This window comes from Bradyrhizobium sp. NBAIM01, from assembly GCF_020194115.1.
Taxonomy (GTDB): Bacteria; Pseudomonadota; Alphaproteobacteria; order Rhizobiales; family Xanthobacteraceae; genus Bradyrhizobium; species Bradyrhizobium yuanmingense.
In genome coordinates, this window is record NZ_JADYVU010000006.1 from 313,880 (window position 1) to 332,890 (window position 19,011).

Sequence of the window (19,011 nt, forward strand, 5' to 3'; positions counted from 1 at the left end):
AGCCACCTCATGGCGAGGGAACGAGACCGGTCGCCACTCCCTGGGCCACGCGCCGGGACTGCGCGACGGGCAGGGGAGAAGGTGCGGCGCCCGGCGCCGAGGCGAGCATGGGCTGCCAGGTCACGTTCCAGCGCGCCAGCGTGGCACCGTTGCCATCGAAAACCAGGTCGAGAAAGGCCAGGGTGAGCTCGGCCGTCGCGAGCTTCACCTTCGGGTTGAGCGCCGGACCACCGGTGAACGAGCGATCGGTGAAGATGCTGTGCGAGCCGCCTTCGAACACGGCAAGCAGCTTGCGCGGTGTGGCAATGGCGTTGAAGACCTCCAGCCGGTCGGCAGCGGGTGAGTAATATCCGGGGATCTGGATGACGTCCTTCGTCGCCGTCACGTGCAGGGTTGGAACGGTGATCCTGCTCAACACCGAGGCAAGATCGGGTTCGCCATAGAATGGAGGGGCCGAAATGACGATGGCGGCGGCAAAGCGCGGGTCGCGCGCCTCGACCCACTTGCCGTCGCGCATCACGCGGGCGCCAACCGCAACAAGCGCCGTGTTCGCCCCATAGGAATGCCCCGCCGCCATGATGCGCCGGCGGTCTACGTGGGCACCATGGGGACTCGACAGCATGCGATCCAGGGCAAAGCGCAGATCCAGGGCTCGCGCCAGCGCCTCGCTCTCGTGAGCGGCACGCTGCAGGCGGTCCACGACGGCGAGGGGATTGCCCGCCCAGAGCGAGGAATCGCTGCCGGCATGCTGAACATGCAGGCTGGCGACGCCGCGGGCCGACCAATATCGCCCCAGATAGCTGTAGCCCCGGCGAGAGCCGCCGAGCCCATGGGAGAACACGATGAGCGGCACGCGCGATCCCGGCGCAACATCCGCCGGCCAGTGCAGGCGCGCCGGAACGGGCCGCGAACGCGCCGGATCGACCCAGTCGAAGTCGACGACCGCGGGGGGCGCGGACTGCGCCCGGGCTGGAGGCGCGGCGAGCGTGGCCGTGACGGCGACCGCCAGCAGCGCGGCACCGAACCGCCGTCGGGTCAGGCTTGTCGCTCCGCTCGCACCGTCCGCGCCATTCGCGTGCGCGGATCGCACATGCTGAGAGGAAGTGTCGCTCAACCCGTTCACCATGAAGGCACCTTGTATGAAGTCGCACCAAGTGTAATCGACGTATTGCACTTAGTGTAATTTTGCAAACTGGTCGATTTCATGGCAAAACAGGTCATGAAAAGTTCATGCCGGAAGGAGGAAGGCCTGCGCGAGCGGAAGCGGCGCGAAACGCTGCATCGTATCGCCGAGCAGGGCCTTAAACTGTTTCTGACCAGGGGCTATGATGCCACCACGCTCGACGCGATCGCGGAGGCGGCGGGGATCTCGCGGCGGACGTTCTTCTACTACTTCAAGTCCAAGGAAGAGATCCTCCTGGCGTGGCAGGATGGTGGTTTCAGCGAGACCTTGCGTGCCGCCGTGCTCGAGCAAACGACCAAGCAGTCGCCGCTCGATGCCGCAAGGAACGGCCTGCTGGAGCTGACAGCCCGCTTCCCGGTCGATTACAAGCAAACAAAAGTGATCGAGCGCCTGATGTCCGCGAACGAGTCGCTTCGCATCCGGCAGCAGGCGAAATACGTCGAGAAGGAAGCTGCCGTGTTCGCGGCGCTGTCCCAGATGTGGCCGCAGCCGCATCGGCAGGCTGCGCTGCGCGTGGTCGCCATGATGTCGGTCGGAGCCTTGCGGCTTGCGATGGACAGTTGGAATCGCGACCAGGGCAAGCGGCCCTTGGCCGTCTACGTGAAAGAGGCTTTTGCGTGCCTGAACCGGGAGATCGGAGCGGGAGCCTCGCGCAAGGCTGCCGGTCGATCCGGCGAGTGAGTGAGGGCCGGCCCGGGCTCTCGATGGAAAAGCAATACGGCCGCGCGGTGGTGTTAAGCCCTCATCGGAGCTGTGACGCCGATCAGCGCCGGCGCGATGTCACGGATGTGCTCGAACACATGGTCGGGCCGAAGCGCCGTTAGCGCCGCCGGTGCCGCATAGCCCCAGCACACCGCGCCGCAGGCGATCCCGACCGCCCGCGCCGCGTCGATGTCGCGGACCTCGTCGCCGATCGAGATCACCCTGCTAGGCGCGACGCCGGCGCGGCGGATGACCCGGCGGAATTTCGCGGCCTTGCCGAACAGCGACGCTGCGCAGTCGAAATGCGAGAACAGCGCTGCGGCGTCCCCGAGCTTCTCGCGCGCATTGGCCTCGCTGTCGGACGTCACCAGCGCGAGCTGCACGCCGTTCTCGGCCAGGGTTCGCAGCATCGTCTCGACGTCTGCGAACAGCGAAATCTCGGAAGCCGCCTCCGCCTTCAGCCGCCGCGCATGCCGCGCGATCGCCGGCAGCTTCCACATGGGCACTTCGAGCTTGGCGAGGATCTCGCGCGACGAGGCGTGGCGCAGCTCCTCGACATCCTCGTCCTTTACGCGGCGAAAGCCGAAGCGGTCCGCGACGTCGTTGATGGTGCGCAGGAACCACGGGAAGCTGTCGGCGAGGGTACCGTCGAGGTCGAATATGGCGAGGGAATAGGGCATGAGGCCGGATTTTGAGCTCGCTGACAAGCGTGAGGTCGCGTGCTAATATTCGTGGAGTTCGAGGACAGCCATGCGACACGAGCGGATCGAAATCAACCCTGCGATCGGCCGTTACGTCGTGATCGACGAGGTTCGATTCCGATCTCGACCCCTGTAGCTCCCTCACCGCAACTTACGAACATCGACATTGATGTCGAGATCGATATTCGTCACGCAGGTCTGGGTGCTCCTATGCGAGCCGCCTTCATGCCAGCGGCCATCCCGCGCCCGGGCCCCACTGACATTGGCCAGCTTCAGGCAGCGCCCATTGCGGCAGCGCCTGCTGCTTTCGCCTGCAAACTGCCAGGCCAGCACGGCTTCGTCACCGGACTTGTCGGTGCCGATGATATGCGGACAGAGCTCGCGACGGCGACCCTCGTAGACGCAAGTCACCTGTTGCTCGGCGAGGATCGCGTTCCGAAATAGCGTATAGGTTCGACTGGCTCATTGCTCCCTCCAGATCGATCATCTGGCCTTGCCAACCACTTGAGTGTAGTGATGCGGGACTGGAAGTGTAACCATGCCGATCAATGACACCCAGCTCAGCAAATTTCTGAGCCTGGTCCTGCGCCACCAGCCGGAAACGATCGGGTTGGTGCTGGATTCGCACGGGTGGGCCAGCATCGACGACCTGATCGCCAAGGCAAATGCCGCCGGCACAAAGTTTGGCCGCGACGATCTGCTGCGCGTCGTCGCAGAGAGCGACAAGAAGCGTTTCTCGCTATCCCCTGGAACTGATCGCATTCGCGCCGCGCAAGCCGTCTCGGTTGAACTTGGCTTGGCGCCGCAGGAGCCGCCGTCGATCCTGTATCATGGCACGGCGACACGGTTTGTCGAGGCGATCCTGTCCGAGGGCCTGAAGCCGCAGGCGCGCCAGCAGGTGCATCTGTCCTCCGACGAGGCAACTGCGCAGCGTGTCGGTCAGCGCCACGGCAAGCCGCACATCTTCAAGGTCGATGCCGGCAGCATGCATGCCAAGGGATTCAAGTTTTTTCGCGCAGAGAACGGTGTGTGGCTGACCGACCATGTGCCGCCGGAGTTCCCGGCGTAGCTTACGTCCTGGATTTCCAAACGGTCTCCTCGGTCCAGCCGAGTTCGGCGAATTCGGCGGCTCGCAGCGGCGCTTCGCCTTCCGCGAAGAACTCGTCGAGCTGCGGGGGCGCGACATCCGTTTCGCACAGCATGGCATGCGCCTGTCCGCGATGATGAATTTGATGCTGGAAGAGATGCATGAGCAGTCGGTCGCAGCGTTCGGTCTGCACGGTCGTGTCGCGGTTGATCCGGACGAAGGCGTCGAGCCGTTCAGTTGTCAGCGCATCGCAGATCGCAATCAGGCGGTTGTCCATTGCGGCCTGGGCAGTTTTGAGCTCGGCTAACGAGGGGTACGGCACCTCGTTCTTCCAGGCTGCCGGTCCGAGCCAGCCCCCTTCAAGCGCATCGATGTAGAAGAAGTCGATGATGTAGATGTGGTTCAGCGTACGCTGCAGGCTTGGAAAGAAGCCGGTGCGGGGGGCTTCGAATTCAGACTGGGATAGCGCAGCGCAGGCGGCGAGCAGGCGATGGTTCGCCCAAGCGTTGTTGTGGGCGAAGGCGCGGTAGGTTTGGACGAGTCCAGCGGACATGTCGGTTCTTTCCCGATCGAATAGTGGCGGATTACGCTCAGCTAATCCGCCCTACAGCCCTGCGGCTTCGATGCAGCGCAATCTACTCCGCCGCCTCGCTCGCCGCACGCCTCCGCTTTGGCTTTCGCGCCTTCTCCAGCACCGGAGCCAAAAATTTGCCCGTATAGCTTCGCGGCGCCTTCGCAATGTCTTCCGGAGGTCCCCACGCCACGATCTCGCCGCCGCCGTCGCCGCCTTCGGGCCCTAGATCGATGACCCAGTCGGCGGTCTTGATGACCTCGAGATTGTGCTCGATGACGACGACCGTGTTGCCCTGCGCGACCAGCTCGTGCAGCACCTCCAGCAGCTTCTTGACGTCGTGGAAGTGCAGGCCGGTGGTGGGCTCGTCCAGGATGTAGAGCGTGCGGCCGGTGGCGCGCTTTGACAATTCTTTTGCCAGCTTGACGCGCTGGGCTTCGCCGCCCGAGAGCGTCGTCGCTTGCTGGCCGACATGGATGTAGTCGAGGCCGACGCGGTGCAATGTCTGAAAAGTCTCGCGCACGCGCGGCACCGCCTTGAAGAACTCGGCAGCTTCCTCGACAGTCATGTCGAGCACGTCGGCGATGCTCTTGCCCTTGAACAGCACCTCCAGCGTCTCGCGGTTGTAGCGCTTGCCCTTGCAGACGTCGCAGGTGACGTAGACGTCGGGCAGGAAGTGCATCTCGATCTTGATGACGCCGTCGCCCTGGCAGGCCTCGCAGCGGCCGCCCTTGACGTTGAAGGAGAAGCGGCCGGGCTCGTAGCCACGTGCTTTCGCTTCCGGCAGGCCGGCGAACCATTCGCGGATCGGCGTGAACGCGCCGGTATAGGTCGCCGGATTCGAGCGCGGCGTGCGGCCGATCGGCGACTGGTCGATGTCGATGATCTTGTCGATGTGCTCGAGGCCCTCGATGCGGTCGTGCGGGGCGGCGCCCTCGCTGGCATTGTTCAGCTTGCGGGCGATGGCGCGGTAGAGGGTATCGATCAGCAGCGTCGACTTGCCGCCGCCGGAGACGCCGGTGACGCAGGTGAACAGGCCGAGCGGAATTTCCGCCGTGACGTTCTTGAGGTTATTGCCGCGCGCGTTCACCACCTTGATGGTGCGGCGATGGTTCGGCGGACGCCGCTCCGGCACCTCGACCTCGAGCTCGCCGGTCAGGTATTTGCCGGTCAGCGATTTCGGGTTGCGCATGATCTCGGCGGGCGTGCCTTCGGCGACGATGTTGCCGCCATGCATGCCGGCGCCTGGGCCGATGTCGAGCACGTAGTCCGCAAGGCGGATGGCGTCCTCATCATGCTCGACCACGACCACGGTGTTGCCGAGGTCGCGCAGCCGCTTCAGCGTATCGAGCAGGCGGGCGTTGTCGCGCTGGTGCAGGCCGATCGAAGGCTCGTCCAGCACGTAGAGCACGCCTGTGAGCCCCGAGCCGATCTGCGAGGCGAGGCGGATGCGCTGGCTCTCGCCGCCGGACAGCGTGCCGGAGGAGCGGGACAGCGTCAGATAATTGAGGCCGACGTCGAGCAGGAAGGTGAGGCGCTCGCGGATCTCCTTCAGGATGCGGCCCGCGATCTCGTTCTGCTGCGCGTTCAGCGCCTCCGGCACGGTCTCGAACCATGCGCCGGCGCCCTTCACGGACAGCTCCGAGATTTCGCCGATATGCTTGCCACCGACCTTGACGCAGAGCGCCTCGGGCTTGAGCCGGAAGCCCTTGCAGCCCTCGCAGGGCACGTCGTGAAAATATTTCGCCAGCTCCTCGCGGGCCCACTCGCTCTCGGTCTCGCGGTAGCGGCGGTTGATGTTGGTGATGACGCCTTCGAACGGCTTCTTGGTGTCGTAGGAGCGCACCCCGTCCTCGTAGGAGAACTTGATCTCGTCCTCGCCCGAGCCGTAGAGAATCGCGTTTTGCGTCTTCTTCGGCAGATCCTTCCACTTGGTGTCGAGCGTGAACTTGTAGTGCTTGCCGAGCGCGGTCAGCGTCTGCACGTAATAGGGCGACGACGACTTGGCCCAGGGCGCGATCGCGCCCTTGCGCAGCGTCAGATCCTTCTCAGGGATGACGAGGTCTTCGTCGACATGCTGCTCGACGCCGAGGCCGCCGCAGGCGGGGCAGGCGCCGTAGGGATTGTTGAAGGAGAACAGGCGCGGCTCGATCTCGGGGATGGTGAAGCCGGAGACCGGGCAGGCGAACTTTTCCGAGAACAGGATGCGCTCGGGCCCGCTCTTGTCGTGGATTTTCGCGGTCTTCTTCTTTTCCTCCGCAGGCGCAGCCGCCGCGGACGCATCGGCGAACTCGACGACGGCAAGGCCTTCGGCGAGCTTTAGCGCGGTCTCAAAGCTCTCGGCGAGGCGCTGGCCGATATCGGCACGCACCACGATGCGATCGACCACCACGTCGATATCGTGCGGGAATTTCTTGTCGAGGCTAGGAGCTTCCGCCAGCTCATGGAAGGTGCCGTCGATCTTGACGCGCTGAAAGCCCTTCTTGAGCCATTCGGCGAGCTCCTTCCTGTACTCGCCCTTGCGGCCGCGCACGACGGGGGCGAGCAGATAGAGGCGGGTGCCCTCGGGCAACGCCAGCACGCGGTCGACCATCTGCGAGACGGTCTGGCTCTCGATCGGCAGGCCCGTGGCCGGCGAATAGGGCACGCCGACGCGGGCCCAGAGCAGGCGCATGTAGTCGTAGATCTCGGTGACGGTGCCGACGGTCGAGCGCGGGTTCTTCGACGTCGTCTTCTGCTCGATCGAGATCGCCGGCGACAGGCCGTCGATCTGGTCGACGTCGGGCTTCTGCATCATCTCCAGGAACTGGCGGGCATAGGCCGACAGCGATTCGACGTAGCGGCGCTGGCCCTCGGCATAGATGGTGTCGAAGGCGAGCGAGGATTTGCCGGAGCCGGATAGCCCGGTGAACACCACCAGCTTGTCGCGGGGAATCTCGACGTCGATATTCTTGAGGTTGTGCTCGCGCGCGCCGCGGATCGTAATTGCGCGCAGGCTGGAGCCCGCGTTCTGTTGTTGGCGCTTCGCCTTGATCACTTCATCCATCCGAGTTGCCCTCAAGGAAGCCCAAAGGTGCGCGATCGCGCCAACAAAAAAGGCGCGCTGCGCCCGGAACCGGGATCGGCGCCGATGGGTATGGCAGCGAACGTAGGAAGAACGGCGGCGGATTTCCAGTGGGACTTGCGAATCGTCAACGGATTGTTGGCGTGCTGGCGGGATCTGGCAGCAGGAACGCGCGGAACCGCTCGCGGAGCACCCAGCCAAAACAAAAAGGCCGGCGCGAGGCCGGCCTTTCGTGACGATGTGACGTCGATCGTGATCAGTACTTCGCGACCACCGGGCCACCGAAGGTGTAGTTGAGTCGAACGGTAGCCATGTCCACGTCCTGCTTGATGCTGTCGGTGCGAGTGGTCACGCCGAGGAAGGTGAAGGTCTCGTTGTGCCTGCCCATGAACAGGTGGTTGTATTCGACACCGACCGACCAGTTCGGAGCGAAGCCGAATTCTATGCCGGTGCCGACGGTACCGCCCCAGCGCGTTTCGTTCGCGGTGTCGAGCGTAACGCCGCCAAAACTACCAGTGTACTTGTTGTGAGTGACGGCAGCGCCGCCCTTCACGTACCAAAGCACGTTGTTCCAGGCATAACCGACCTGGCCATTGAAGAGGCCGATGGCGTCGATCCTGGTCTCGTTCACCAGCGGCGCGAGCGCGGCAGGCGAGCTGATGTTCGAACCCTTCAGGTCAGCCCAGTCGCCCTGGGCTTCGAGACCGAACACCCAGTTGGCGGACTGCCAGCGATAACCGATCTGGCCGCCGACGAGTGCGCCGGTCGCATTGTGACAACCTTCGGCCACCGCCGGAGCGACCACGAAGGGGCCGACACTGGTGAGATCCCAACAGTTGCGGCTCCAGCCACCGCCGGCGTTGGCGCCGAGGTAGAAACCGCTCCAGTTGTACGCCGCGATCGGCGCCACCGGTGCCTTGGCGTAGGGGCGGGCCGCCAAATCGGCCGCCGAGGCCGGTGCCAACGCGCTGAGTGCGAACAAGCTGGCCGAAGCCAGCAAAAGCTTCTTCATATCCATTCCCCACTTCCATTTCTCATTCCGGTCTTCCGGAGAGCGGAAGAGCAGCGGACTTATGACCCAAGCAACGTCATTGCTTTACACCATTGAAGCCAAAGGTTGTGTCACCTAGAGGTCACATCCCTCCGAAAACGCGAGCGAACGGGCGGCCGCAACAAACAAAAAGGCCGGCGCGAGGCCGGCCTTTCGTGACGATGATGCGTCAGAGACGAAGCTCAGTACTTGGCGACGACCGGGCCGCCGAAGTGGTAGTTCACGCCGACCTGCACGGTGTGGAGGTCGAGAGTGCCGGTGTTGACCGGGAAGACGCCCGAGAAGTAGGTCTCGCCGCCCAGGCTGCGATAGAGGTACTCGCCCTTGACCGACCAGTTCGGAGCAAACATCGCCTCGACGCCCGCGCCGACCGTCCAGCCCGAATGGAACTGGCTCTCCGAGAGGCTCAGAACGGGGGGCGCGCTGACGCTGATCTTGTTGTTGATCCAGGCGTAACCACCCGTGGCGTACAGCAGGACGCTCGGGGAAGCGAGCCAGCCGATGCGACCACGCACGGTGCCGAGCGCGTCGATACGCGAACTGACCGTCGTGGGAACGAGGGCGCCACCAAAATCAACAAGACCGGTCGCCGAGGCGTTTACGTCAGCCCACGCGCCATCAGCTTCGATGCCGAACACGACGTTGGAGGTCTGCCAGTTGTAGCCAACGGTGCCGCCGACGAAACCGCCCTGCATGCGCGGATCATCGGAGCTGTTTTCCCAGGCGCCGCCGCCGACGATACCGAGATAGAAGCCGGTCCAGTTGTAGACCGAGGCCACAGGCGCGGGGGCCTTGGTGTAGGGGCGGGCTGCCAGATCAGCAGCCGAAGCGGGGGCCGCAAGGGCGAATACACAGGCCGAAGCCAACAAAACCTTCTTCATTTTCAACTTAATCCCAGTCCCAGTTTCTGTTGTTGCCTTCCGTGGCGGAAGGGCAGCGGACTCAAACGGCCCAACTGACGCCGTCTTTACACCACCAAAGCCGCAAGTTGTGTCTCCGAAAAGCCACAACAGCGGAAAAGGTGATGGTTGCTGACTTATCTACGTCCAGCCGTCGTGCTGCAAAAAAAAGGGCCGGCGCTGGGGCCGGCCCTTCGTTTCGCTCACGATAGGTGGGATATCAGTACCTCGCGACCAACGGGCCGCCGAAGCGATAATTCAGGCGGACTAGACCCATGTCGACGTCCTGACTGATGCGATCGCTCCCGAAGGCAACGCCCGCAGGCGTCGTGAAGGCGATCGTACGGTCGCCGAGGAAGATGTGGTTGTACTCGACGCCGAGCGTCCAGTTCGGAGCAAATCCGAATTCCAGGCCGGCGCCAACGGTGCCGCCCCAGCGGGTCTCGCGAGCCGACGCCAGCAGCGTGCCGGCGCCAGGCGTGCCAGGCGCGGCATAGACGTCGTACTTGTCCCCGACTACGGCGGCGCCGCCCTTCACATAGAGCAGCACGTTGTTCCAGGCATAACCGACCTGGCCCGTGATCAGGCCAAAAGCATCGATGTGAGAGCGGTTACGATCACCGGTGACCAAAGCGCTTCCAGGGAAGAGGAGGCTGACGTTGTCCCCCGAGAAGTCAGCCCAGTTGCCCTGGCCCTCGAGGCCGAACACCCAATTGGCCGACTGCCAGCGGTAGCCGATCTGACCACCGACCGTGCCGCCGGTCGCATCGTGACAGCCTTCAGCCACCAGAACGCCCGTGACCGGGGTCACGAAGTCCCAGCACTTGCGGCTCGTGCCGCCGCCGCCGTTGACGCCGATGTAGAAGCCGCTCCAGTCGTAAACCGCGGCGACCGCCGGGGCCGGAGCCTTGGTGTAGGGACGCGCAGCCATATCCGCCGCGCTTGCCGGAGCCGACAGCCCCAATGCCATTGCACAGATTACGCCGAAAAGAATCTTATTCATTGCAGTCTCCCCAAGTTTCGTCCGCTTCATGAAAGTCCCTGAAGCGGCTGATCAGACGCGACACCCATATGAATCAATTCCAAGGCAAAGGTAGCCTAAGGAAAGGGCAGAGTCCGTCTCCGGAAAGCCACACTCGCCAGACTATTGACAGGTTCCATCTTGATGAATGTTAAGAGTTTTTTCCTATTCAAGGGAACTCGAAAAGGTTCCATTCGGGGCTGACGTTTTTCGCGGCACGCGGGAAAATGTCTGCCCGCCCATGATGAAGAACAAATCTGGAACAAACGTGCGCGCGATGCTATATGTGGGGATAACCTTGGGGGTGGCAGGCTGATCGGTGTCCGCAAGCGTATAGGGTCGCCCTAGCGGGCGCAGAGGAACGCGGGCAGCGGATTCGCCCTTTTGAAATTCAGTGGCATTCGGAGTGGAGAGCGGCGATGGCGGGAAGCGTCAACAAGGTCATTCTGGTTGGAAATCTCGGCAAGGATCCCGAAATCCGCCGCACCCAGGACGGGCGGCCGATCGCGAATTTGAGCATCGCGACCTCGGAGACCTGGCGCGACAAGAACACCGGCGAGCGCAAGGAGAAGACCGAGTGGCATCGCGTCGTGATCTTCTCTGAGCCGCTTTGCAAGATCGTCGAACAGTATCTGAAGAAGGGCGCAAAGGTTTACATCGAAGGCGCGCTCCAGACCCGCAAGTACACCGACCAGAGCGGCGTCGAGAAATACTCGACCGAGGTCGTGCTGCAGGGCTTCAACTCAACGCTGACGATGCTGGACGGCCGCGGTGGCGGCGGCGGAGGTGGCAGCTTCGGCGACGAGCCGGGCGGCGACTTCGGCTCCTCCGGACCCGTCAGCAGCGCGCCGCGCCGTCCCGTTGCCGCCGGCGGCGGCCGCAACAGCGACATGGACGACGATATCCCGTTCTAGGACTTGGGAAGAGGCGGCTAGTCTCGGCGCAGATAACGGCCGACTCGGTTTTCAAGGATCCGCACCAGGACAGGATCCATGAATTCATAGTCGTCCGGAATGTCGAGACAGATGACCCGCTTGTTGTTCAAGCTGGACCGGAATTTCCGGTTCAGCTTGGTCCGGTGGGTCTTTTCCATGACGAAGATGACGTCGGCCCATTCAATCTGCTCGGCGGACAGCAAGACGTCCGCGCCGTTCGAAATGCCGGCCGAGTCGGTCTCGATCCCCGGCCAGGTCGAAAACACCTGCTCGGCGGTAGGGCTGCGGAGGCGATTGGCGCTGCAGACGAAAAGGACGTTGGTCACTTTGCCGCTCTCGGAGACGATCGGGCAGGTATCGGCGGGAATGATTGGTCGGTGCTTCTCGGGCGGGCTTCCGAGAGTTCCTGCTACATAAATACAGTTCTTTGGTCCACGGCTTTTCCGGCCTAAGCTTATGTGCGCCTCCGCCGGACACGAGGAAGCCCTGCATGAGCCTTGCGCCGCTGCTTGAGGCCGCGCCGGTGGTCCCGCTGCATGCCTTTGCCGCAATGGCCGCCCTTGTGCTTGGCCTCTTCCAGTTCTCCGCCCCCAAGGGCACGCTGCCGCACCGGACTATCGGCTGGATCTGGGTGGTGCTGATGGTGTTCGTGGCCGCCTCGTCGTTCTGGATCCACGAGATCCGTCTGGTCGGGCCGTTCAGCCCGATCCATTTCTTGTCGATCTTCACCCTGGCGGTGCTGCCGCTGGCGGTATGGCGTGCGCGCACCCATCGCGTCGCCGACCACCGGCGGATGATGATCTTGATCTTCTTCGGCGCCCTGGTGGTGGCGGGACTGTTCACGCTGGTGCCTGGGCGCATCATGCACCGGGTGACTTTCGGGGCGTGAGAGCCGGTTCCGCCCAGTCCGTTCCGGCCCCGTCCGCGGCCGTGGCGCGAAGGGCGTAAGTCTCTGGAAAAACAGTGGGAAAAAGCGCTTCCCCAAAGCTCGGCAAGGGTGGTTATCAGGGGTGTGATGCGCTATATGATTCCCAGATAAAACCTCACCGGATTTCCCCTTGGCTGACGACGATAACAAGCCCGGCGACCAGCCGGCGCAACCCTCGGACATTCGCCCCGTCTCCATCCTCGACGAGATGAAGAAGTCCTACCTCGATTACGCCATGAGCGTGATCGTGTCGCGCGCGCTGCCCGATGCGCGCGACGGCCTGAAGCCGGTGCATCGGCGCATCCTGTTCTCGATGAACGAGCAGGGCTTCACGCCCGACAAGAAGCACAAGAAGTCCGCCGGTATCGTCGGTGACGTCATGGGTAAATACCACCCTCATGGCGACCAGGCGATCTACGACGCGCTGGTGCGCATGGCGCAGGACTTCTCGATGCGCGAGTTGCTGGTGGACGGGCAGGGCAATTTCGGCTCGGTCGACGGCGACCCGGCGGCGGCCATGCGCTACACCGAGTCCCGCCTGACCAAGATCGCGCTGAAGCTGCTCGAGGACATCGACAGCGACACCGTCGACTTCCAGGACAATTACGACGGTTCCGAGAAGGAGCCGGTGGTCCTGCCGGCGCGGTTCCCGAACCTGCTGGTCAACGGCGCGGGCGGCATTGCCGTCGGCATGGCGACCAACATCCCGCCGCACAATCTCGGCGAGGTGATCGACGCCTGTATTGCGCTGATCGACAATCCCTCGCTGACCATCGACGAGCTCATCAACATCATTCCCGGCCCGGATTTCCCGACCGGCGGCATCATCCTCGGACGCCAGGGCATCCGCAGCGCCTACCATCTCGGCCGCGGCTCCATCGTGATGCGCGGCAAGGTCACGTTCGAGACCATTCGCAAGGATCGAGAGGCGATCGTCATCACCGAGATTCCGTATCAGGTGAACAAGGCGACGATGGTCGAGCGCATCGCCGAGCTCTACAAGGAAAAGAAGATCGAGGGCATCTCCGATCTGCGCGACGAGTCCGACCGCGAGGGCTATCGCGTCGTCGTCGAGCTCAAGCGCGACGCCGTGCCCGACGTGGTACTGAACCAGCTCTACAAGTTCACCCCGCTGCAGACGAGCTTCGGCGTCAACGCGGTTGCGCTCGATTCCGGGCGTCCGCAGACGATGAACTTGAAGGATATGTTGACGATCTTCGTCGGCTTCCGCGAGCAGGTCGTTACCCGGCGCACCAAGTACAAGCTGCGCAAGGCGCGTGAGCGCGCCCATGAGCAGGTCGGCCTCGCCATCGCGGTCGCCAACATCGACGAGATCATCAAGGTGATCCGCACCTCGCCGACACCGGCGGCGGCCCGTGACACCCTGATGACGCGCGATTGGCCTGCGCGCGACGTCGAGGACATCATCACGCTGATCGATGACCCGCGTCACCGGATCAACGAGGACGGCACGATCCGCCTCTCGCTGGAGCAGGCGAGGGCGATCCTCGAATTGCGTCTCGCACGTCTCACCGCGCTCGGCCGCGACGAGATTGGCGGCGAGCTGTCGAAGCTCGCCGGGGAGATCGGCGACTATCTCGCGATCCTGCGCTCACGCGCGCGCATCCTGGACATCATCAAGACCGAGCTTGCCGAGGTGAAGGCCGAGTTCGCAACGCCCCGCCGCACCGTGATCATGGAGCAGGAGGGCGAGGTCGAGGACGAGGACCTGATCCAGCGCGAGGACATGGTCGTCACGGTCTCGCACGCCGGCTACGTCAAGCGCGTGCCGCTGTCGGCCTACCGGGCGCAGCGCCGCGGCGGCAAGGGCCGCTCCGGCATGCAGACCCGCGACGAGGACTTCGTCAGCCGGCTCTTTGTCGCCTCGACCCATACTCCGGTGCTGTTCTTCTCCTCGCGCGGCCAGGTCTACAAGGAAAAGGTCTGGCGGCTGCCGATGGCCGCGCCGAACGCGCGCGGCAAGGCCATGATCAACATCCTGCCGCTGGAGCAGGGCGAGCGCATCACCACCATCATGCCGCTGCCGGAGGATGAATCGACCTGGGGCCAGCTCGACGTGATGTTCGCGACCACGGGCGGCAACGTCCGGCGCAACAAGCTGTCCGACTTCGTTGACGTCCGCCGCTCCGGCATCATCGCCATGAAGCTCGACGACAACGAGGCGATCGTCGACGTGCAGATCTGCACCGAGCGCGACGACGTGCTGCTGACCGCTGCGGGCGGCCAGTGCATCCGCTTCCCCGTCACCGATGTGCGCGTATTCACCGGGCGCACCTCGATGGGCGTGCGCGGCATTGCGCTCGGCGAAGGCGACAAGGTGATTTCGCTGGCGATCCTGCGCCACGTCGACACCACCTCGGACGAGCGCTCGGCCTATTTGAAGATGCGCCGCGCGGTCGCGGGCGAAGCCGCCGCAGACGAGGCGCCGGCCGATGCCGAGGCCGAGGAGACCTCGGGCAGCTTCCAGCTCCCGCAGGAGCGCTATGTCGAGATGTCGGCGCAGGAGCAGGTCGTGCTGACCGTCTCCGTCAACGGCTACGGCAAGCGGACCTCGTCCTACGAGTACCGCACCACCGGCCGCGGCGGCAAAGGCATCGTCGCTATGAGCGTCAACCACCGCAACGGCAATCTCGTCGCCTCGTTCCCCGTGGAGGAGGCGGATCAAATCATGCTGGTCACCGACAAGGGCCAGCTGATCCGCTGCCCGGTCGAAGGCATCCGCATCGCCGGCCGCTCGACGCAAGGCGTGATCGTGTTCGACACCGCCGAGGACGAGCACGTGGTGTCAGTCGAGCACATCACGGAAGAGGCCGAGAACGGGAATGGAGCGAACGGGGAATAGAGGCTGGCGAATCGGGACTCATCCACCCGCCGTTCCTCGCAGCCGATAGTGCCCCCTGAACGAGATCGCGCCCGTCGGGCCATTCCGACGGGCGCGAGCGTCGCGTAGTCTGCGACGAGACGTCACAAATGTTCCTGGGGTCTTGAGGGACCCGCCCGACGCGAACCTGACAGATCCGATTACGGCGTGCGGTTGGCGGTCACGAGGCGGGCCTCGCGGACGTTGGCCTTGGTGCCGGCGCTACGCAGGCAGGACGCTTCGAAGTTCGGCCAGGCCTGCTGCGAGCAGTCACGGCCGATGCTGCGGATGTCGAGCCGGTCGCTCTTGGCCAGCGGCTGCGGCACGCTGGCTTCGACCTTCGGAGCAAAGCCGGGCAGGAGGGTGAGGGCCGCGGCAACACACGCAGACAGAGCGATCGCTGAAATGGTCTTGATCATGACAGTCCCCTGTGATGCGGCCGCCTACGCCCAGTACGCGGCCCGTCATTCGTTGGCCGGATTAGTAACCATGGCCAGTTTCCGGACGTCTTCGCCGATGTGGGAAATGGTTTCGTTCGCGCTCCGTTTTGTTTCGTGGCCGCCCCGAGACGAAACAAACCGGCTGCCGCTGACGCCCAACGGGACATTTTCGGAGGGGCTGGACCGGAAACGGGCTAGGAACCTGCCCGGCTTGCCGGCCCGGGCGGGGCGCGGTAGGACGGGGCCATGCCGCGCATCGCCTTCTACCCAGGTTCCTTCGACCCCATCACCAACGGCCATCTGGACGTGGTCCGGCACAGCGTTTCCTTGTGCGACAGGCTCGTGGTCGCGATCGGGGTGCATCCCGGCAAGAAGCCGCTGTTCTCGACCGAGGAGCGCCTCAAGATGCTCGAGGACGTCTGCGGTCCGATCGCGGCGCAGGCCGGCTGCGTGCTGGAGGCGACGACGTTCGACGATCTGTCGGTGACCGCGGCGCGCAAGCACGGCGCGACCATCATGATCCGGGGCCTGCGCGACGGCACCGACCTCGATTACGAGATGCAGCTCGCCGGCATGAACGAGGCCATGGCGCCGGAGGTGCATACGGTCTTCCTGCCGGCCTCTCCCATGGTCCGCCCGATCACCGCCACTTTGGTGCGCCAGATCGCCGGCATGGGCGGGGACGTCTCGGCCTTCGTCCCGCCGCAGGTCGCGGCACAGCTCAAGGCCAAATTCGCCTGAAAACGGCGCGCTTCCTCTTCTCTCTGATCCGGAGTTGTCATGATCCGAATTCTCGCAGTTCTTGCCGCGCTTCTGTTCGCGGCGCCGGCGGTGGCGCAGCAATTGCCGGCAAATCTCGACAAGGCCAACGCCATCGTCATCGACAGCACCAAGGGCCGCATCGTCATCAAGCTCAGGACCGACATCGCGCCCCAGCATGCCGAACGCATCAAGCAGCTGGCGCGCGAAGGCTTCTACAACAACGTGCCGTTCCACCGCGTCATGGACGGCTTCATGGCGCAGACCGGCGACGGCCAGAACGGCAACGGCACCGGCGGCTCGAAATACCCGAACTTGAAGCAGGAATTCTCCAAGGTGCATTTTGCCCGCGGCATCGTCGGCATGGCCCGGCGCGGCGACAGCGTCGACAGCGCCAACTCGCAGTTCTTCATCATGTTCGCCGACGGCGGCAGCCTCGACGGCCAGTACACCGTGATCGGCGAGGTGGTGCAGGGCATGGACGTCGTCGACAAGCTGAAGAAGGCGCCCCCCGGCTCGCCCGGCGGCTCCGTCACCGATCCCGACAAGATGGTGAAGGTGCAGGTCGCCTCAGACATCAAATAGGCGCGGCCATGGCGCGCCGCGGTGGCAGGCTCCTGCTGGTTGCCGCGGTGCTGTTGCTCGCCACCTCCCGTGCGGCCGTGGAGGCCGCCCAGGTCGACACGATCCAGGACATCTTCCGGCACCTGCGCACCTGCTGGAGACCGCCGTCGCCGGCGAGGGCCCGCCCACTCGACATCACCGTCCTGGTGAGCTTTAACCGGGCCGGAAACATTCTGGGCCATCCGAGGATTACCTATGAATCCGCGGAGGCCTCTGACAACGACCGGCTGCAATACCGGATCGCGGTGATGGAGGCGTTGCAACGCTGCACGCCGGTGCCATTTACCGATGCAATGGCCGGCGCCGCCGCGGGACGTCCATTCGCGATCCAGTTCCGCAGCCGCAAGACGTCACCCGACAAGACTTCACCCCCAACGCAAGAGAGACGAGCATGAGCGTCACCGAAAACACCCTGATCCTCGAGACCACGCAGGGCCCCGTCACCATCGAGATGCGCCCCGACCTCGCGCCCGGCCATGTCGCGCGTATCAAGGAGCTGGTCCGTGAGGGCTTCTACGACGGCATCGTGTTTCACCGCGTGATCGAGGGCTTCATGGCGCAGACCGGCTGCCCGCACGGCACCGGCACCGGCGGCTCCGGCAAGAAGCTGAAGGCCGAGTTCAACAAGGAGCCGCATGTGCGCGGCACCGCCTCGATGGCCCGCGCCGCCAATCCCGATTCCGGCGACAGCCAGTTCTTCATCTGCTTCGACGACGCCCGCTTCCTCGACAACCAGTACACGGTGTGGGGCAAGGTCACCGAGGGCATGGAGAACGTCGACAAGATCAAGCGCGGCGAGCCGGTGCAGAACCCCGACAAGATCGTCAAGGCGCGGATGGCCGCGGACAAGGAATAGTCACTCGATCCTCATCCTGAGGAGCGCGGAACGCGCGTCTCGAAGGATGAAGGCCCCACTGCTGCAACCCGGCCTTCATGGTTCGAGACGGCGCTAAGCGCCTCCTCACCATGAGGGTCTGGCTGTGTCGCGCCAAGCCTGCTCATGCGCACCGATCTCTTCGATTTCGATCTGCCGCCCGAGCGCATCGCGCTGCGCCCGGCGAGCCCGCGCGATTCCGCGAGGATGCTGGTCGTCGAGAATGGCGCGCTGCGCGATCAGATCATTTCCGACCTGCCGCAATGGCTGAGGCCCGGCGACCAGCTCGTCGTCAACGACACCAAGGTGATTGCGGCGCAATTGAAGGGCCGCCGCATCGGCCGCGACACCGAGCCGAAGATCGAGGCGACGCTGATCAAGCGCCTCGACGGCTCGCGCTGGCAGGCGCTGGTGAAGCCGGCCAAGAAGCTCGCCCCCGGCGACCGCATCCGCTTCGGCAACGACGGCAAGGTCTGCCTGCTCGGCCATCTCGACGCCGAGGTCGAGGCCAAGGGCACCGAGGGCGAGGTGACGCTGTCGTTCTCGTTCCACGGCCCGGCGCTGGACCAGGCCATCGCCGATCTCGGCAGCCCGCCGCTGCCGCCCTACATCGCCTCCAAGCGCACGCCAGACGATCAGGACCTCGCTGATTACCAGACCATGTTCGCGGCGAATGAAGGCGCAGTTGCAGCGCCGACCGCGGGGCTGCATTTCACGCCCGCGCTGGAGCAGGCGCTGCACGCGCGCGGCGTCGGCCTCAACCGCGTGACGCTGCATGTCGGGGCAGGGACGTTCCTGCCGGTGAAGGTCGACGACACCGAAGCCCACAAGATGCACGCCGAGTGGGGCACGATCTCGGCCGCAACGGCGGAGCGGCTCAACGCCGCGCGGAAGACTGGCGGCCGTATCATTGCCGTCGGCACAACGTCATTGCGGCTGCTCGAAAGCGCAGCGCGCGAGGACGGCACGATCCAGCCATTCGCCGCCGAGACGTCGATCTTCATCACGCCCGGCTACCGCTTCCGCGCAGTCGATATTCTGATGACGAATTTCCATTTGCCGAAGTCGACGCTGTTCATGCTGGTGTCGGCCTTCTCCGGGCTCGCGACGATGAAGCAGGCCTATGCGCACGCGATCGCGAGCGGATACCGGTTCTATTCGTATGGCGATGCGTGTTTGCTGTTTCGAGCGGTCCCGTAGGGTGGATTAGCCGTCAGCGTAATCCACCGCTTCTGTTTCCGCGGATATGAAAGAGGTGGGTTACGCCCAGCGGCCGCGCTTCGCGCATCCG

20 protein-coding genes are annotated in these 19,011 nt (G+C 64.3%); 10 read left to right on the forward strand and 10 right to left on the reverse strand.

Annotated features, from left to right (window positions below; genetic code table 11):
- Window positions 1-7: 7 nt before the first annotated feature.
- Window positions 8-1,114, reverse strand: coding sequence for an acetylhydrolase (locus tag I6F31_RS21810; protein WP_225112467.1), 1,107 nt, complete (start codon window positions 1,112-1,114; stop codon window positions 8-10).
- A gap of 105 nt (window positions 1,115-1,219) precedes the next feature.
- Between I6F31_RS21810 and I6F31_RS21815 the strand changes: the two genes are divergently transcribed.
- Window positions 1,220-1,864, forward strand: coding sequence for a TetR/AcrR family transcriptional regulator (locus tag I6F31_RS21815; RefSeq protein ID WP_225147091.1), 645 nt, complete (start codon window positions 1,220-1,222; stop codon window positions 1,862-1,864).
- A 53-nt stretch (window positions 1,865-1,917) separates the two neighbouring features.
- Here the strand turns inward: I6F31_RS21815 and I6F31_RS21820 are convergent, their stop codons facing one another.
- Both I6F31_RS21820 and I6F31_RS21825 read right to left on the reverse strand, forming a co-directional pair.
- Window positions 1,918-2,565, reverse strand: a complete 648-nt coding sequence (locus tag I6F31_RS21820) for an HAD-IA family hydrolase (protein WP_036012680.1) — start codon at window positions 2,563-2,565, stop codon at window positions 1,918-1,920.
- A gap of 162 nt (window positions 2,566-2,727) precedes the next feature.
- A complete protein-coding gene (locus I6F31_RS21825) occupies window positions 2,728-2,997 on the reverse strand; it encodes a hypothetical protein (protein WP_225147090.1) in 270 nt (89 codons plus the stop codon).
- Between the two features lie 127 nt (window positions 2,998-3,124).
- Here I6F31_RS21825 and I6F31_RS21830 point away from each other — a divergent pair, with 127 nt between their 5' ends.
- Window positions 3,125-3,655: an RNA 2'-phosphotransferase gene (locus tag I6F31_RS21830; protein ID WP_225147089.1), complete on the forward strand. Its 531-nt coding sequence runs from the start codon at window positions 3,125-3,127 to the stop codon at window positions 3,653-3,655.
- Window position 3,656: 1 nt separating this feature from the next.
- Here the strand turns inward: I6F31_RS21830 and I6F31_RS21835 are convergent, their stop codons facing one another.
- The 5 genes from I6F31_RS21835 to I6F31_RS21855 all read right to left on the reverse strand — a co-directional run bounded on the left by I6F31_RS21835 (window position 3,657) and on the right by I6F31_RS21855 (window position 10,261).
- Window positions 3,657-4,226, reverse strand: coding sequence for a DinB family protein (locus I6F31_RS21835; RefSeq protein ID WP_036012672.1), 570 nt, complete (start codon window positions 4,224-4,226; stop codon window positions 3,657-3,659).
- An 82-nt stretch (window positions 4,227-4,308) separates the two neighbouring features.
- Window positions 4,309-7,290, reverse strand: a complete 2,982-nt coding sequence (gene uvrA / locus I6F31_RS21840) for an excinuclease ABC subunit UvrA (protein ID WP_225147088.1) — start codon at window positions 7,288-7,290, stop codon at window positions 4,309-4,311.
- A gap of 274 nt (window positions 7,291-7,564) precedes the next feature.
- Window positions 7,565-8,320: an outer membrane beta-barrel protein gene (locus I6F31_RS21845; protein WP_225186107.1), complete on the reverse strand. Its 756-nt coding sequence runs from the start codon at window positions 8,318-8,320 to the stop codon at window positions 7,565-7,567.
- A 221-nt stretch (window positions 8,321-8,541) separates the two neighbouring features.
- Window positions 8,542-9,240: an outer membrane protein gene (locus tag I6F31_RS21850; protein ID WP_036012666.1), complete on the reverse strand. Its 699-nt coding sequence runs from the start codon at window positions 9,238-9,240 to the stop codon at window positions 8,542-8,544.
- Between the two features lie 238 nt (window positions 9,241-9,478).
- A complete protein-coding gene (locus I6F31_RS21855; RefSeq protein WP_225147087.1) occupies window positions 9,479-10,261 on the reverse strand; it encodes an outer membrane beta-barrel protein in 783 nt (260 codons plus the stop codon).
- 437 nt (window positions 10,262-10,698) lie between these two features.
- Between I6F31_RS21855 and I6F31_RS21860 the strand changes: the two genes are divergently transcribed.
- Entirely contained in the window at window positions 10,699-11,193 is a 495-nt protein-coding gene (locus I6F31_RS21860; protein WP_025036423.1) for a single-stranded DNA-binding protein, read from the forward strand.
- A 17-nt stretch (window positions 11,194-11,210) separates the two neighbouring features.
- Here I6F31_RS21860 and I6F31_RS21865 read toward each other — a convergent pair whose 3' ends face one another.
- The gene (locus I6F31_RS21865) at window positions 11,211-11,540 is read right to left on the reverse strand and encodes a low molecular weight protein tyrosine phosphatase family protein (protein WP_036028161.1); all 330 of its coding nucleotides are present in this window, start codon (window positions 11,538-11,540) and stop codon (window positions 11,211-11,213) included.
- Window positions 11,541-11,704: 164 nt separating this feature from the next.
- Here I6F31_RS21865 and I6F31_RS21870 point away from each other — a divergent pair, with 164 nt between their 5' ends.
- Together I6F31_RS21870 and gyrA are read left to right on the forward strand one after the other, a co-directional pair.
- Window positions 11,705-12,103 carry a DUF2306 domain-containing protein gene (locus tag I6F31_RS21870; protein ID WP_036028159.1) on the forward strand — a complete coding sequence of 133 codons (399 nt, stop codon included), beginning with the start codon at window positions 11,705-11,707 and terminating at the stop codon, window positions 12,101-12,103.
- A gap of 169 nt (window positions 12,104-12,272) precedes the next feature.
- Window positions 12,273-15,005 carry a DNA gyrase subunit A gene (gyrA, locus tag I6F31_RS21875; protein ID WP_225112462.1) on the forward strand — a complete coding sequence of 911 codons (2,733 nt, stop codon included), beginning with the start codon at window positions 12,273-12,275 and terminating at the stop codon, window positions 15,003-15,005.
- A 179-nt stretch (window positions 15,006-15,184) separates the two neighbouring features.
- On the opposite strand, the gene I6F31_RS21880 is transcribed toward gyrA, so the two are convergent.
- Complete coding sequence (locus I6F31_RS21880) at window positions 15,185-15,442, reverse strand: hypothetical protein (RefSeq protein WP_036012649.1); 258 nt, start codon at window positions 15,440-15,442, stop codon at window positions 15,185-15,187.
- A 267-nt stretch (window positions 15,443-15,709) separates the two neighbouring features.
- Between I6F31_RS21880 and coaD the strand changes: the two genes are divergently transcribed.
- The 5 genes from coaD (at window position 15,710) to queA (ending at window position 18,920) form a co-directional block, all read left to right on the forward strand.
- Entirely contained in the window at window positions 15,710-16,204 is a 495-nt protein-coding gene (coaD, locus tag I6F31_RS21885) for a pantetheine-phosphate adenylyltransferase (RefSeq protein ID WP_036028155.1), read from the forward strand.
- Window positions 16,205-16,243: 39 nt separating this feature from the next.
- Complete coding sequence (locus I6F31_RS21890; RefSeq protein WP_036012644.1) at window positions 16,244-16,807, forward strand: peptidylprolyl isomerase; 564 nt, start codon at window positions 16,244-16,246, stop codon at window positions 16,805-16,807.
- Window positions 16,808-16,815: 8 nt separating this feature from the next.
- Window positions 16,816-17,241, forward strand: coding sequence for a hypothetical protein (locus I6F31_RS21895; protein ID WP_036028153.1), 426 nt, complete (start codon window positions 16,816-16,818; stop codon window positions 17,239-17,241).
- On the forward strand, window positions 17,238-17,702 hold the full coding sequence (locus I6F31_RS21900; RefSeq protein ID WP_018642141.1) for a peptidylprolyl isomerase: 465 nt from the start codon (window positions 17,238-17,240) through the stop codon (window positions 17,700-17,702). The genes I6F31_RS21895 and I6F31_RS21900 overlap by 4 nt, the downstream gene beginning before the upstream one ends.
- A gap of 144 nt (window positions 17,703-17,846) precedes the next feature.
- Window positions 17,847-18,920, forward strand: a complete 1,074-nt coding sequence (queA, locus tag I6F31_RS21905) for a tRNA preQ1(34) S-adenosylmethionine ribosyltransferase-isomerase QueA (protein WP_225186079.1) — start codon at window positions 17,847-17,849, stop codon at window positions 18,918-18,920.
- The last annotated feature ends 91 nt before the right edge of the window (window positions 18,921-19,011 follow it).